Annotated in this window: 12 protein-coding genes; 11 read left to right on the plus strand and 1 reads right to left on the minus strand. The window is 65.3% G+C overall.

From position 1 onward, the window contains the following. Positions 1-128 precede the first annotated feature (128 nt). Positions 129-620, plus strand: coding sequence for a hypothetical protein (locus tag M4960_RS15580; RefSeq protein ID WP_248704717.1), 492 nt, complete (start codon positions 129-131; stop codon positions 618-620). 580 nt (positions 621-1,200) lie between these two features. Here the strand turns inward: M4960_RS15580 and M4960_RS15585 are convergent. Continuing rightward, positions 1,201-2,418 carry an ROK family transcriptional regulator gene (locus M4960_RS15585; RefSeq protein WP_248704718.1) on the minus strand — a complete coding sequence of 406 codons (1,218 nt, stop codon included), beginning with the start codon at positions 2,416-2,418 and terminating at the stop codon, positions 1,201-1,203. Positions 2,419-2,539: 121 nt separating this feature from the next. On the opposite strand from M4960_RS15585, the gene M4960_RS15590 reads away from it, so the two are divergent. From M4960_RS15590 to manD, 10 genes are all read left to right on the plus strand, one after another. Then, a complete protein-coding gene (locus M4960_RS15590; RefSeq protein WP_248704719.1) occupies positions 2,540-4,228 on the plus strand; it encodes an ABC transporter substrate-binding protein in 1,689 nt (562 codons plus the stop codon). A gap of 67 nt (positions 4,229-4,295) precedes the next feature. Beyond that, positions 4,296-5,285, plus strand: coding sequence for an ABC transporter permease (locus tag M4960_RS15595; RefSeq protein WP_248704720.1), 990 nt, complete (start codon positions 4,296-4,298; stop codon positions 5,283-5,285). Between the two features lie 15 nt (positions 5,286-5,300). After that, complete coding sequence (locus M4960_RS15600) at positions 5,301-6,272, plus strand: ABC transporter permease (protein WP_248704721.1); 972 nt, start codon at positions 5,301-5,303, stop codon at positions 6,270-6,272. Then, entirely contained in the window at positions 6,269-7,174 is a 906-nt protein-coding gene (locus tag M4960_RS15605) for an ABC transporter ATP-binding protein (RefSeq protein WP_248704722.1), read from the plus strand. Before M4960_RS15600 ends, M4960_RS15605 begins: the two co-directional genes overlap by 4 nt. Before the next feature lie 11 nt (positions 7,175-7,185). Further along, positions 7,186-8,031 carry an ABC transporter ATP-binding protein gene (locus tag M4960_RS15610; RefSeq protein ID WP_248704723.1) on the plus strand — a complete coding sequence of 282 codons (846 nt, stop codon included), beginning with the start codon at positions 7,186-7,188 and terminating at the stop codon, positions 8,029-8,031. Further along, a complete protein-coding gene (locus tag M4960_RS15615; protein WP_248704724.1) occupies positions 8,024-10,552 on the plus strand; it encodes a glycoside hydrolase family 2 protein in 2,529 nt (842 codons plus the stop codon). The genes M4960_RS15610 and M4960_RS15615 overlap by 8 nt, the downstream gene beginning before the upstream one ends. After that, positions 10,549-11,427 carry a LacI family DNA-binding transcriptional regulator gene (locus M4960_RS15620; protein WP_248704725.1) on the plus strand — a complete coding sequence of 293 codons (879 nt, stop codon included), beginning with the start codon at positions 10,549-10,551 and terminating at the stop codon, positions 11,425-11,427. Before M4960_RS15615 ends, M4960_RS15620 begins: the two co-directional genes overlap by 4 nt. Continuing rightward, positions 11,418-12,392, plus strand: a complete 975-nt coding sequence (locus M4960_RS15625) for an acetylxylan esterase (protein WP_248704726.1) — start codon at positions 11,418-11,420, stop codon at positions 12,390-12,392. Before M4960_RS15620 ends, M4960_RS15625 begins: the two co-directional genes overlap by 10 nt. Continuing rightward, the gene (locus M4960_RS15630) at positions 12,389-13,342 is read left to right on the plus strand and encodes an N-acetylglucosamine kinase (protein ID WP_248704727.1); all 954 of its coding nucleotides are present in this window, start codon (positions 12,389-12,391) and stop codon (positions 13,340-13,342) included. The genes M4960_RS15625 and M4960_RS15630 overlap by 4 nt, the downstream gene beginning before the upstream one ends. A 116-nt stretch (positions 13,343-13,458) precedes the next feature. After that, complete coding sequence (gene manD, locus M4960_RS15635; RefSeq protein WP_248704728.1) at positions 13,459-14,772, plus strand: D-mannonate dehydratase ManD; 1,314 nt, start codon at positions 13,459-13,461, stop codon at positions 14,770-14,772. Positions 14,773-15,217: the final 445 nt, after the last annotated feature.

Here is a 15,217-nt window from a genome sequence, read left to right on the forward strand (position 1 = left end):
CCGGACCCTGACGTGAGGAACGCCGAGAAGTAGACCGACACGGCCTTCAAAGACCGCTCCTAGCCAACTTCCCCAGCTGGTTCGGGCGTGCCGGCATAGCTCCAGGACAACGACTCCTGGAGGACCCCTTGGACTACCGCACCGCTACCCGTGAAGAACGAGCCGCCGAGTTCATCGACTTCGCGACGAAGCTGCACGACAGCCGATACGACTACGCGCATGTCCACCGCGGCTACGTCAACGGCGATACCAAGGTCACCATCATCTGCCCCGACCACGGGCCCTTCGAGCAAACCCCGCGCGAGCACCGCCGAGTCCGCGAAACGCCCTGGGGCCCGCAGCGCGGCCAGGGATGCCGAAGCTGCAAGGGCTTCCGCAACGCCAACCAGGAGTTGCGCACGCAGCGTTTCATCCAACGTGCAACCGACCGGCACGGCGACAAGTACGACTACGCGAAGGTCGTCTTCATCGACCAGAAGACTTACGTCACGGTGACCTGCCCGCTGCACGGGGACTTCCAAGAACGCCCCGACAACCATGTGGCGGAGGGCTCGGTCGGCTGCAAAGACTGCCGTCGCCTGGCCCGAAGGGCAACCCGATCGAGGACGAAGCGGAAGTAGCCGGTTCTCGGCCGGAGCCACTTCCACTTCGAGCGAGCACGGGAGAGCTCGCGGAGCTCAAGACCATCACGGTGGCGTTCCACAGGATGTTCTCGCGGTTCGTCAACATGCCGCATTAGTCGCAGCTTGTTTGTGGCTGCGGGAACAACGTGTCAAACGCGCAGCACTACGTGTCCAACAGCGGCGTTTTGACACGTACTTCTACATTTCACGGCCCGTTGTCATCCTTCGTGACAAGTTCTGCTGCGTACCTACAGTCGGATCACAGCGAGCGGCCCTGCTGCCGAACGCACATTCGACAACAGGGCCGCTACGGGCGAGGAGTTGCTGGAGCGGTCTGGAAGCAGTGAGATCTCCGGGTAGGTGTGGACTCTGGTTCTAACTCGTCCTTGTCGGTGTGATCTTGTCCCTGGAGCAACTTCGTTGTCCGGAGCGAGTGTCTCGGAACGGGTTCGGCAGAGTCCACTGCCACCGGAGAGTCATTCAGCCGCTCCAGACGAGCATCCCGGTTCGGGGGTGCGTGGGCCTCGGTGGTTCGAAGAGCTACCGGGCGCCTATGACGGTCCTCACCGAGGCTCGGTCAACGTCCGACCGTGAAGGTGCGCGGCGCGAGCAGCGTTTGCAACACGAGCGCCGCACCTCCCACAGCAGCCGCATCTGAGACCTGGCTCGACATCCTTACCCGTACCGCATGACGGTCACGAGCAAAGAACTGCCGACGCAAACGATCTGTAATCGCATGCACATAGATGTCGCCTGCGTCAGCGAACGCGGGTCCAGCGAGAGACACCGAATCGAGATCAAGGATCGCCGCGAGATTTGTGACGGCGATCGCTAGGTAGTCGGCAGATCCCTGCAGAAGCGCCGCGGCCTCCTTGTCGCCTCGGGCGGCACCTACCGCCAGACGTCGGAAACCACCCACCGGATCAGACTCAGTCAGGCCGTAGCGTTCATCAACGTAGACGCGTGTGAGGGCGTTCTGCACCACCGCCAGCGGAGCGGCAAGCTCCTGCAGTGTGCAGAGCCTCCCCCCTGACGTGTCGAGGATTGTCTGACCGAGCTCACCACTGTTCGAGCTCGCGCCGCGCAGCACTGTGCCGTTGAGGAGAAGCCCGGCGCCGATGCCCTGCCCCATGTAGATCGTCGCGTGCGCGTGCACGTCGGGCAGGTCGCCAGACCAGAAGTCGCCGAGCGCGGCGGCGGACGCGTCGTTGTCCAAGATGACGGGGATCCCGACGGCTTCTGCAAGTCGCTCTCGTGCCGGTACATTCTTCCAGCCCTTGAGCTGCGGCGCACCGAGGAAGGTGCCGCCGTCGACGTCGATCGGTCCCGGGGCTACGAGGCCGACTCCGACCACCTTCGATGGATCAACGTCGACTCCACTGAGCAGCGCAAGGATCGTTTCACCGATGTCCCGCAGAGCGTCGGCGGGTGTGGAGGCAGATACGCCCACGGTGCGCATCCGGCCGACTACCGAACCAGCGAGATCCACCGCAACGAACGAATTCGATTCGCTGCCTAACTGGACGCCGACCGCGAACCGGGCGCCGGAGACGAGCTGCAGATTTGTCCGCGGTTTTCCGCCGGTCGACTGAGCCCGACCGGCTTCTGCCACAAGTCCGTCTGCAAGCAGCGCGCGCGCAACGCCGGAGAGCGTGGCCTGTGTCAGTCCAGTCCGCGTCGCCAACTCAACCCGGCTGATCGGCCCGTACGAGCGAATGAGGTCCAGCACGAGGCCACGACTGCCGCCCGGGGTCAGGCTGACCCGACTCTGGGCAATCGGTTCCTGTGCGCTCACCCTGCAACCGTACAGCGCGGGCCTTTCTTGACCAACTTACGTAAGTGGGGTAAGAAAGACTACGTCGTCACGCCGAAGTGCTGGTGGGGCGGTCCCTGTCCTCCAGTACGAAAGGTCAACGATGTCCTTCCTCACGCGAAAGAAGACCGTCGCTCTCGCCGCGGTCGCTCTCGCCAGCAGTGCCATGCTGGCGCTGAGCGGCTGCTCCGCCGGGTCTAGTGCGAACGGTGGAGCCTCGACCGTCACGTTGTTCGCCGGCACGGCCGGCAACTTCACCGAGAACTTCAACCCGCTGAACAACACCGGCGCGGCGCTGGCCGGCACCCTCGGCGTGCTTTACGAGCCGCTGTACTACTACAACACCGCCCGCTCCCAGGAGCCCACGCCTGAACTCGCGAGCGCATCGAAGTGGAACAGCGACGGAACGCAGCTGACGATCACGACCCGCTCCGGCGTGAAGTGGTCCGACGGGAAGCCGTTCTCGGCCTCCGACGTCGCCTACACCTTCAACCTCATCGCATCAAACCCCGGCCTGAACACCTCCGGTGCGAAGTTCACCGTCAAGCAGGACGGCGACAACACCGTCGTCCTGACCTTCGACTCGACGTCGTTCACCCTCGGACCGAGCCTGCTCGGCAACACTCCGATGATTCCGGAGCACGTCTGGTCGAAGATCAAGGACCCGACCAGCGTCACGAACACCGACCCCGTCGGCACCGGACCGTACAAGCTGAAGTCCTTCACGCCGCAGAGTTACGTCCTGACCAAGAACGACAGTTACTGGGGCACTGGCGCGGACCAGCCCAAGGTGGAGAACGTTCGGTACGTCGCCCTTGCGAACGCCGACGCAGCCACCAGCGCGCTCGAGGCTGGTTCCACGGACTGGATGGGCGCGTTCCTGCCCACGCTGGATTCGATCGTGAAGAAGAACAAGGACCTCAGCTACACCAACACCCCCGTCGCTACGACGTCGCTGTTTACCTGCGCGAACGCCGACCTCGGCTGCACCGGGGCGCAGACCGACCCGGCTGTCCGCCAGGCCATCTACTACGCGATGGACCGCACGCAGATGAACAAGCAGGCTTCCGCAGGCTTCTCGAAGCCCGGATCGCCGTCCCTGCTGGCACCGAACACGAACAAGGAGAACATCGTCTCCGGCGATGTTGAGCTGCCTTCCACCGCGAACACCGCCAAGGCGAAGAGCATCCTCGAAGCCGCCGGCTACAGCAAGAACGGTAACGGCTACTACGCCAAGGATGGTCAGGAGATCGATCTGACCATCAACGTGGTGTCCGGCTGGACGGACTACGACACGCTCTGCACCCTGCTCCAGGGGCAACTGAAGCAGGCCGGCATCAAGCTCTCCGTCAACCAGATGGCACAGAACGCGTGGACGCAGTCGCAGGTCGCCGGCAAGTTCCAGCTATCGGTTAACTCCCTCAACGTCGGAGTGTCCTCGTCGCCGTACTTCATCTACAACGACTACCTCAGCTCCTCGAACACGGCGAAGGTCGGCTCGAGCGCCACCACCAACCTCACCCGCTACTCCAACTCGACCGTCGATGCAGCGATCAAGACCATCGCCGGCACGACTGACGAGGCAACGCAGAAGAAGGAGTACGGCGTCATCCAGCAGGAGCTGGCGAAGGACATGCCCTACATCCCGATCTACGTCAACTCCTCGCTGGCTGAGTACAACAACGCCCGCGCCACCGGCTGGCCGACCCAGTCGAACCTCTATGCGTTCCCGCAGCCCTGGAAGAGCTGGGACAACGGCATCGTGCTGAAGCGCATCCGTCCCGCGAAGTAAAACTCGCGTTCCTTTCATTCGGGGGCGGGGCCGAGCCCCGCCCCCACCACAGCAAAGGAAGAGTCGCATGCGCTTCTACCTGCAAAAAGTCATTTTCTACGTCGTCGCGATCTGGGCTGCGGTCACCCTGAACTTCCTGATCCCTCGGCTCATGCCCGGCAATCCGGTCGACGTCATCATCTCGAAGATGAGCGCAACGGGTGCAATCATCACTCCCGCGACTCGGAAGGCGTTGACGGTCGAGCTCGGCGGTGGCACCGGCAGCTGGTGGTCCCAGTACGGCGAGTACCTGAACAACCTGTTCCACGGCAACCTCGGCGTCTCCCTGGTCAACTACCCGGAGAAGGTCACCACCGTCATTGGGCAGGCGCTGCCGTGGACGATCGCCTTGATCGGGCTCGCAACGGTCATCTCCTTCGTGCTCGGCATCGGTCTCGGCACGGCCGCCGGATGGCGCCGCGGCTCCTGGCTCGACAACCTCATCCCCGTCACCACGATGTTCCAAGCGGTGCCGTACTTCTGGCTCGCACTCATCCTGGTGCTCGTGCTGACCCGTACGGTGCAGCTCTTCCCCTTCGCCGGCGGCTATGACGTCGCCACAGTGACCCCAGGGTTCTCACTGCAGTTCCTCGGCAGCGCCCTCTACTACGGCTTCCTCCCCGCACTCACCATCGTGCTGTCCTCCGTTGGCGGATGGATGCTCGGCATGCGCAACATGATGGTCGCCACCCTCTCCGAGGACTACATCGTCACCGCGGAAGCCAAGGGCCTCAAGCCGAGCCGCATCCGCATCACCTACGCCGCACGCAACGCGGTCCTTCCCTCGCTCTCCGGATTCGCCATCTCGCTCGGATTCGTCGTCGCGGGATCGATCGTCACCGAACAGGTCTTCAGCTACCCCGGCATCGGGCAGCTGCTCTGGACGGCGGTGTCGAACAACGACTACTCGCTCATGCAGGGCGTGTTCCTCGTCATCTCGCTCTCGGTCCTCGCCGCGAACCTCGTCGTCGATTTGCTCTACGGCCTCATCGACCCCCGCACGCGCGCCCGCGCCTGACCGGACGGAACCACTATGTCCATCACAGTTCCTCTCGAAGACGCCACTGAGGTCGAACCCATCAAGAAGCATGGATCGATCCGAGCGCTCCTTCCGTCGTCGTCTCCGAAACTCATCGTCGGTGTCGGCTTGACGGTCCTCATCGTTGCGTGGGGCTTCATCGGCCCGCTCGTCGTCGGCGATCCCAACGGCATCAGCAGCGACGCGTACGCACCCCCGAGTCTGGACCACCTCCTCGGCACGACCCAGACCGGCCAGGACGTGTGGACACAGGTCACCGTCGGCATCCGCGGCTCGATCATCATCGGATTCGCCGTCGGGATCCTCTCCACCCTGCTGTCCGCCATCTTCGGCATCCTCGGCGCGTACATCGGCGGCTGGGTGGACGAAGCCGTCGCCCTGTTCACCAATGTATTCCTCGTCATCCCCGGCCTGCCGCTGGTCATCGTCATCGGCAACTACGTGCCGGTGAAGGCCCGTGGCCTGCTCCTCATCGCCCTCGTGCTGGCCATCACCAGCTGGGCAGGATCCGCCCGCGTGCTGCGCGCCGTCACGCTCGGCCTGCGCAACCGCGACTACGTCGCCGCCTCGCGCATCTCCGGCGAGAAGACCTGGCGGGTTCTAGCTGTCGAAATCCTGCCGAATCTGATCCCTGTGATGGCAAGCCAGTTCGTCTTCGCCGTCATCTTCGCCATCCTCGGAGAAGCCGGCTTGAGCTTCCTCGGCATCGGAGCCAGCGGAACATTCACCCTCGGCAGCGTCCTCTTCCAGGCGTACAACGCACTTGCGCTCACCCAAGGCGCGTGGTGGTGGTTCGTCCCGCCGGGCCTGGTCATTGCCCTCCTCGGTGCGGGGCTGACGCTCATCAACTTTTCCATCGACGAGATCATCAACCCCAAGCTCCGCGACTCGACCCGGTCCATGCGCAAGCGCTGGAAGCTCAGCCCCGCGCAGATCAAGCAGCTCGAGGAGGAGAACGCCCGATGAGCACCACGGACCTCACCACAGAACGCGCCGCACGACACCGCACCGATCCGGTGCTCGAAATCGACCAGTTCAGTGTCGACTACGCCGGCGCAACAATCACCCACGCAGTGAAGAACGTCTCGCTCAGCCTCGGGCGGAACGAGATCCTCGGTCTCGCCGGCGAAAGCGGTTGCGGCAAGTCGACCCTCGCGTACGGAATCACCAGGCTCCTGAAGCCCCCGGCCCTGATCACGAACGGGCACGCGGTGTTCCACTCCCGGGAAGGCAACACCATCGACCTCGGTCAACTCTCGGGCGAGGAGCTCCGGCAGTTCCGCTGGGACAAGATCTCCATGGTGTTCCAGGGAGCGATGAACTCCCTCAACCCGGTGATCAGCATCGGCGCGCAGCTCGAGGACATCTTCACCACCCACCGGCCGGAGATGTCCCGCGCCGACCGACGGACCCGCAGCGGTGAACTCCTCGAACGCGTCGGAGTAGAAGCGTCGCGGCTGAAGTCGTTCGCGCATGAACTCTCCGGAGGCATGCGTCAACGCGTGATGATCGCGATGGCCATGGCCCTCGACCCGCAGGTCATGATCATGGACGAACCGACCACAGCCCTCGACGTGGTCGTGCAACGGGAGATCCTCGACGAAATCACCCGACTGCGCGAAGAACTCGGGTTCGCGGTGATCTTCATCACCCACGATCTGCCGCTCCTGCTCGAGATCAGTGACCGAATCGCCGTCATGCGCGCCGGCGAGATCGTCGAACTCGGCGAAGCAGCATCGCTGTACGCGAACCCGCAACACGACTACACGAAGCGGCTGCTGTCCTCCTTCCCGTCCCTCACGGGAGAACGAGGCGACTTCATCCGCACCGGAGTCATCGACACAGCGGCCGCGGCCGCATTGAGCTAGGAGACGCGCTCATGACCACCCTCGAATTCCGGGACGTCGTCAAGCGGTACAACGTGCGAGGCCGCGCCGACAAGCTCACCGCCGTCAACCACGTCAGCTTCACCCTCGAGTCCGGTAAGACCACCGCCCTGGTCGGTCAGTCCGGCAGCGGCAAGTCGACCATCGCAAAGCTCATCACGCAGCTCGAGCACCCCGACGAAGGAGCGATCCTGCTCGACGGGGAACCCGTCCGCCGACGCGGCGCGGGCCTGCGCGACTACCGCCACAACGTGCAGATGGTCTTCCAGGACCCATTCGCGTCCCTGAACCCTTACCACAGCATCGGACACCACCTAGCCCGACCGCTGCAGCTGCACGGACGAGCCTCCACCCGAGCCGACGTCGAGCAGAAGATTCACGAACTCCTCGAGCGTGTCCGCCTCACCCCCGCACGTGAGGTCGCCGCGAAGCATCCACACGAGCTCTCCGGCGGCCAGCGGCAGCGCGTCGCGATCGCCCGCGCGCTCGCGCCGGAACCGACGGTGCTCATCGCCGACGAGCCCGTCTCGATGCTCGATGTATCCATCCGGCTCGGCGTTTTGAACCTCCTCGCCGACCTGCAGCGGCAGGAGAACCTCGGTCTGCTCTACATCACGCACGACCTCGCCACAGCACGCCACTTCAGTGACGAGATCCTCGTCATGTACAAGGGCGAAATCGTCGAACGTGGCCCCGCGGACGACGTCATCCTCAACCCACAGCACGAGTACACCAAGCGCCTCGCTGCAGCCGCACCCAACCCCGAGCTGCGCCTCGCGCAGCTACCCACCAACCGATCGGCCGCCATGGCAGCCGGGAAGAGCGACCGCAATGTCTGAGCCCACCATCACCCGCCAGCCGCTGGATCAGAACTGGACCGTCGAAGCGGTAACCGGCCCGACACCTGCCAACTTCCCGACCGCACCCATCAGGGCAACGGTGCCGGGGGTCGTGCACACCGACCTCGTCGCCGCCGGCCTCATCGACGATCCGTTCGACGGCGACAACGAGGCAGCACAGCAGTGGATCGGAGACACGGTCTGGCGCTACCGCACCAGCTTCGAGTGGCACCCGAACGGTCAGACCCGCCACGACCTCGTCGCCGAAGGCCTCGACACCGTCGCCGAGATCACCCTCAACGGCACCGTCATCGCCCGAACCGAAAACCAGCACCGCACCTATCGCATCGACCTCCGCCACGCGCTGCGCGATGGCAGCAACGACCTCACGATCACCTTCGCCGCCCCCGTCCCTGAGACGCTGCGCCGGGCCGAGATCAATGGAGCGCTGCCGCGCACCAACCACCACGAGTACAACCAGCTCCGCAAGAGCGCATCTAACTTCGGCTGGGACTGGGGCATCGACGCCGCCACCAGCGGCATTTGGCGTCCCATCGCCATCGAATCTTGGAGCGGTGTCCGCATCGCCTCCGTCCGCCCCCTCGCCACCCTGGACGGTGGTGATGGCATCCTCACCGCTCACACCGTGATCGAACGTGACGGCGGAACGTCTGAGGACATCGACCTTGCCGTCACCATCGCCGGCCAAACGGTCTGGACGACCGTCCCCGCCGGAGCAACCACCAACACCACCACCCTCCGCGTCCCAGACGCGCAGCTGTGGTGGCCCGTCGGGTACGGCGATCAGCACCGCTACGACGTCACCATCACGGTTCCAGGCGAGATCTGGACGGCTCGGGTCGGCTTCCGGACCGTCGTCGTCGACACCGCACCGGACACCGCCGGCCGCCCGTTCCTCCTCACCGTCAACGGTCGTGACGTGCAGGTTCGCGGCGTCAACTGGATCCCCGACCACGCCTTCTTCACCGAAGTCGACCGACCCCGCCTCGAACGACGCTTCGCCGACATGCTCGACGGCAACGTCAACCTCGTCCGCGTCTGGGGCGGCGGCATGTACGAATCCGACGACTTCTACGACCTTGCCGACGAACTGGGCGTCCTGGTGTGGCAGGACTTCCTCTTCGCGTGCGCGGCGTACTCCGAAGAAGAGCACCTCGCCCGAGAAGTGGAAGCCGAAGCACGCGAGCACATCACACGGCTGTCGTCCCGGCCGTCGCTGATCATCTGGAACGGCAGCAACGAGAACATCTGGGGCTCCGTCGTCTGGGGCTGGCTGCCGCGCCTCGACGGACGCACCTGGGGAGACGGGTACTACCGGGACCTGCTGCCGCGACTCGTCGCCGAACTCGACCCCACCAGCTACTACTCGCCCAGCAGCCCCTACTCGTACGGCGACTACCTCCACCCCAACGACGAGCACCACGGCACCATGCACATCTGGGACGTCTGGAATCAGCGCGACTGGCGCGTCTACGGCGACTACCAGCCCCGCTTCGTCAGCGAGTTCGGGTTCCAGGGCCCTCCGGCCTGGTCCACCCTCACCCGCGTCGTCCACGACGAACCGATGAACCCGTACGGCAAGCAGATGCTCGTGCACCAGAAGGCTCAACTCGGCAACCACAAGCTCGCCCGCGGCGCCGCTGCCCACTTCCCCGAGTTCGACACCATCGACGCGTGGCACTGGGGCACACAGCTCAACCAGGCGATGGCGATCCGCTTCGGCGTCGAGCACTTCCGCTCCCTCGCCCCGCTGAACACCGGTGTCATCCTCTGGCAGCTCAACGACAACTGGCCGGTCGTCTCCTGGGCCGCAGTCGACTTCGACGGTCACCGCAAGCCGCTCTGGTACGCCATGCGCGACGCCTACGCTCCGCGCCTGCTCACCATCCAGCCGCGGCCGTCGCAGCGAGCCATCGACGAAGCCTTCATGGGCATCGCTCCGGAGAACGACTCGCTCGCAACGGTGCTGCTCAACGACACCGACGAAGTCGTCACTGGCCTGGCGCTGCACGTCACCCGCCGAAACGTCGATGGCACCGTCCTCGCCGAAGCGCACCTCAGCACCGACATCCCTGCGCGCGGTACCGCAACGATCCTCATCCCTGACACCGTGACCGCGTTCGCCGACCCGGCCACCGAGATCCTCGTCGCGGAGGTCGACCAGAACAGTGGCTTCCGGCGTGCAATCCACGACCCGGTCGAACTGCGCGACCAGCGACCCGACATCGACGCGTACACCGCTGATGTCGAAGCGGTCGACGGCGGCTACCGTGTCACCGTGAACGCAACCGGATACGTCCGTGACCTCTTCGTGCAGGCTGACCGTGTCGACCCCGATGCGGTCGTCGATACGGGACTTGTGACCCTCCTGCCCGGCGAGCAGACCACGTTCCGCGTCACCTCCGACGTCACCGGGCAGTCCGACGCCTTCCTCGCACCATGGGTGATCTCCACCGCGAACGAGGTCGCGTCCGTCGCGCAGAAGGAACTGGCCCGGTGAACGTCGTCGGGTTCATCGTTCATCGACCGCCCGGGGCAAAGGTACCGCTCGAGCCGTTCTACCGGGAGATCGTCGCTGGGCTCGAGGACGTTCTCCTCCCGGCCGGGTACCGAGTGCTGATGCAGATCGTCAGCGACGACGTCGAAGAGCTCACTACCTATCAGCGCTGGGCGGCGACGTCCTTCGTCGATGGTGTCGTCGTCGCGAACCTGCAACCAGAGGACAAGCGACCCGCCCTGCTGCGCGAGCTGGGCCTACCCGCCGTGATCATCGGCGAGCTCGACGACGTAGCACCCTTCAGCGTCGTCCGCACCGATAACACCTCCGCGATGCGGCAGGCCGTCCGCAGGCTCGTCGAACTCGGACACCGACGCATCGCTCACGTCACGGGACCGAGTCAGTTCCTGCACACGCAGCGACGCATGCGCGCATTCGAAGCAGAAGTCGCAACGCTGGACGTCTCCGGCCGGCAGGTCGAAGCGGACTACACGCCAGCTGGAGGACTCGCAGCGACCCGAACGCTGCTAGCCGATCCACAGCGACCGACAGCGATCGTGTACGACAACGACGTAATGGCGATCGCCGCCAACGAAGCTGCCGATGACCTGGGTATCAGAGTCCCTGAGCAGGTGTCGCTCCTGGCATGGGATGACTCCATGCTGTGTCGACTGGCCGACCCAGCTGTATCGGCCATGAGCCACGACGTGGTCGAGCTGGGCGCGCTTGCCGGCGAAGCACTGCTCGGCAGTCTCCGCGGAAAGTGCACCGCCGACACCACGGCGCCAGAACCCACGTTTCTCGCCCGCGGAACGACCGCGGCCCCGCCTGTCGAGGACTTCCTCGCCGTTTCAGCTGGAGGTGCCACATGGCGCTGACCGACATCCCTGTGGAGAAGCTCCGCGACTACCAGTCCGAAGTCACCGATCCGGCTGACTTCGACGACTTCTGGGCACAGACACTCCAGTCCGTCCGCAACACGCCCCTCGAGTTCACCATGACTCCCGTCGAAGGGTTCTGGCGCACCTACTCCGTCTGGGACGTCACCTTCAACGGCGCCAACGGTGCACCGATCAAGGCATGGCTCACCGCACCGAACAACCCGCACGACGCACTTCCCGCAGTCGTCGAGTACAACGGCTACGGCGGCGGCCGCGGCCTGGCAGGCGAACATGCCCACTGGGCTGACGCAGGCTTCGCGCACCTCTTCATGGACACTCGTGGCCAAGGCGGCGCCTGGGGCAGCGGCGGCGACACCGTCGACCCCGACGGCACCGGCTCCACCGTCCCCGGCTCGATGACCCGCGGGATCCTTAACCGTGACGACTACTACTACCGCCGAGTGTTCACCGACGCGGTCCGAGCCGTCGACGCCGTCCGAGAAGTACCCTTCGTCGACACAACACGCGTCGCCGTTCGCGGAGCAAGCCAAGGCGGCGGTATCGCCCTCGCAGTCGCCGGCCTCATCCCCGACCTGGCTGCGGTCCTGACAGACGTACCCTTCCTCTGCGACTTCCCCCGAGGCACAGCAATCAGCCCGACCGATCCCTACGGCGAGATCGTCCGCTTCCTGCGCGTGTACCCGGAGCACTGCGACCAGGTATTCGACACGCTGCGCTACTTCGACGGGGTCAACTTCGCCCGGCGTGCCACCGCGCCGGCACTGTTCTCCGTCGGGCTGATGGACCCCGTCTGCCCACCCTCCACCGTGTACGGCGCATTTAACCGATACGCCGGAGCCCGAGAACTGGTCGAGTACCCATTCGGTGAACACTCCGGCGGTGGCTTCCGCCAGCAGGTTCGTCAGACCGAATGGCTCCAGCAGCTACTCCAGAGCGCATGATGGCCGCCGAAATGCCCCCCGCATACGTCGCAGCCATCGACGGCGGCCAAACCGGCACCCGCATCCGGCTGACATCTCCCGACGCGCTACAGCAGTCCTTCGACACGGCACCCATCCGCACAGACCGGCCAGTCGTGCCGCAACTCGCTGACCGTCTCCTCGAGGTAGCTGCCGGGCAGCAGATTCACATCGCGGCAGTCGCTGCAGGCGTCTCCGGACTCACAGACGCCGAGATGGACGCCCGTGTGCTGCTCGACGCGGTAGCGCTACTCGGCGTGCACCGGGCGGTCCTCGCACATGACTCCGTCACGGGGTACCTCAGCGCTAACCGCTATGCGCTCGGCTCCGTCACCGCTGCAGGAACTGGCGTTGTCACGCTCGGCGTCGGTGAACGCGTCGCCCGCGTCGACGGGTGGGGCAACCTCATCGGTGACGCCGGAAGCGCGTACTGGATCGGCCGTCAAGGCCTTGACGCAGCGATGCGAGCTTTCGACGGGCGAGCAAGCTCCAGCATGCTCCTGAGCGCCCTGACGGAACGCTTCGGGGATCCGGCTGCTCTCTACATGACGCTGCAGGCGGATCCAGCGCGCGTGCCCGTCGTCGCCTCCTTCGCGGCGACTGTGGCTGCCTGCTCCGACGCCGGCGACACCACCGCTCGTCGCATCCTGCTCGACGCCGGATACGAACTCGGTGTCGCCGCAGTTGCAGCCCTCGAACGCAGCGGAGCCAACGACCACCCTCAGATCAGCTGGGCCGGCACCGTGCTGCTGCGAAATGAGGTCATCCGCAACGCGATGATCGAACACGTCATCCGGACGTACCCGACCGCTGCGCCTGTCGCCCCGTTCGGAGATCCACTCAGCGGCGTCGAGCTGCTGCTGACCCTGCCGCCGGATCACTCGCTGAATACCTCTGTAGCCCTCGCGACGCGGGCACCTGTCTTCGGCTGACCAGGACTCGACTGCAGACCGCGCGAACGCTGCCGCGATCCCTCGTGCCTCATCAGGCGACACCACCATTTGTTCCTGCCGATCCGAATCGATCTGCAGACGCGCAAGGAGCCCCCATGATCGACGCCAACACCTCGGCGACCGACCTGACCGCCGGCCGCCCGGACACCTGGGCCTCGGCCGACCGCGGACAGCTCATCGACCGGGCGGAGGTCATCGTCACGAGCCCGAACCGCAACTTCGTGACGCTGAAGATCACCACCGCCGACGGTGTCACCGGCCTCGGCGACGCGACGCTGAACGGCCGCGAGCTCGCCGTGTCCGCGTACCTGTCCGAGCACGTCGTTTCGCTGCTCGTCGGCCGCGACGCCAGCCGCATCGAGGACGCCTGGCAGTTCCTCTACCGCTCGTCCTACTGGCGCCGCGGCCCCGTCACCATGGCCGCGATCGCCGCGGTCGACATGGCGCTCTGGGACATCAAGGCCAAGGTCGCCGGGATGCCGCTGTACCAGCTGCTCGGTGGCGCCTCGCGCACCGGGCTGATGGCGTACGGGCACGCCTCCGGCAAGGAACTGCCCGAGCTGTTCGACTCGATCCGCGAGCACCAGGAAGAGGGGTACCGCTCGATCCGCGTGCAGACCGGTGTCCCCGGCCTCGAGAACATCTACGGCATCGCGTCGAACAAGACGACGTCGGGCAACGAGGGTGTCCGCTACGACTTCGAACCCGCCCAGCGCGGAGCGTTCCCCGCCATGGAGGACTGGGACACCCGCGCCTACCTGCGGCACGTGCCGACCGTGTTCGAAGCGGTCCGGAACGAGTTCGGTCCGGAACTGCCGCTGCTGCACGACGGGCACCACCGGATGACGCCGCTGCAGGCCGCCAAGCTCGGCAAGTCGCTGGAACCGTACGACCTGTTCTGGCTCGAGGACTGCACCCCCGCGGAGAACCAGGAGGCCCTGAAGCTGGTCCGCCAGCACACCACGACGCCGCTGGCGATCGGCGAGGTCTTCAACACGATCTGGGACTTCAAGGACATCATCCGCGACCAGCTCATCGACTACGTGCGCGGTGCCGTCACGCACATGGGCGGCATCTCCCCGCTGAAGAAGACGGTGGACTACGCCGCGCTATACCAGATCAAGTCCGGGTTCCACGGACCGACCGACATCTCCCCGGTGGGACTCGCGGCGCAGATGCACCTCGGGCTGGCGATCCACAACTTCGGCATCCAGGAGTACATGCAGCACGGCCCGAAGACGAACCAGGTGTTCCGGCAGACCTTCACCTTCACGAACGGGTACCTGCACCCGGGCGACGAACCGGGCCTCGGTGTGTCGCTCGACGTCGACGAGGCGGGGAAGTACCCGTACGAACAGGCCTACCTGCCGTTCCACCGCCTGGCCGACGGCACTGTCCACGACTGGTAGCGGGCGGCGTGGACAGGCTGGTCTGCTAGGCGAAGGGCTGCTTCTTCCGGGTGAGCGAGCCTACTGGAGCGGCTGCCTTTCAGGATCGGCAGGAGCGAGCCTTTCGCGTTGACGGCACCGCGAATCGGTCGTAGCCACTACTGAGCGCTGGCAGAACGGCGGGGCGCCATGATGAAGACTTTGCGCAGCTGAGCAACGGACGCGTCCACGGATCCGGAGTCATGTTCAGCGATCCAGATGCGCTCATGTGTCTGACGCGACTGGTACCACTGTCGCCGCCAGTGCCCGCGAACGCTCCAACGACCGATTCGAGCACTTCCGGTCTCACCCTCCGCGGCCCGCTGTCCCAATGCGGAGCGGGTCGGGCAGATGAGCCGCTCGCCATGATCGACCCGTGACTCCGGCACGTGACCGGGGGTCTCTCTCTGCGAGGTTCGTCCTGTTC

The organism is Curtobacterium sp. MWU13-2055, from assembly GCF_023242305.1.
In the GTDB taxonomy this organism is placed as follows: domain Bacteria; phylum Actinomycetota; class Actinomycetes; order Actinomycetales; family Microbacteriaceae; genus Curtobacterium.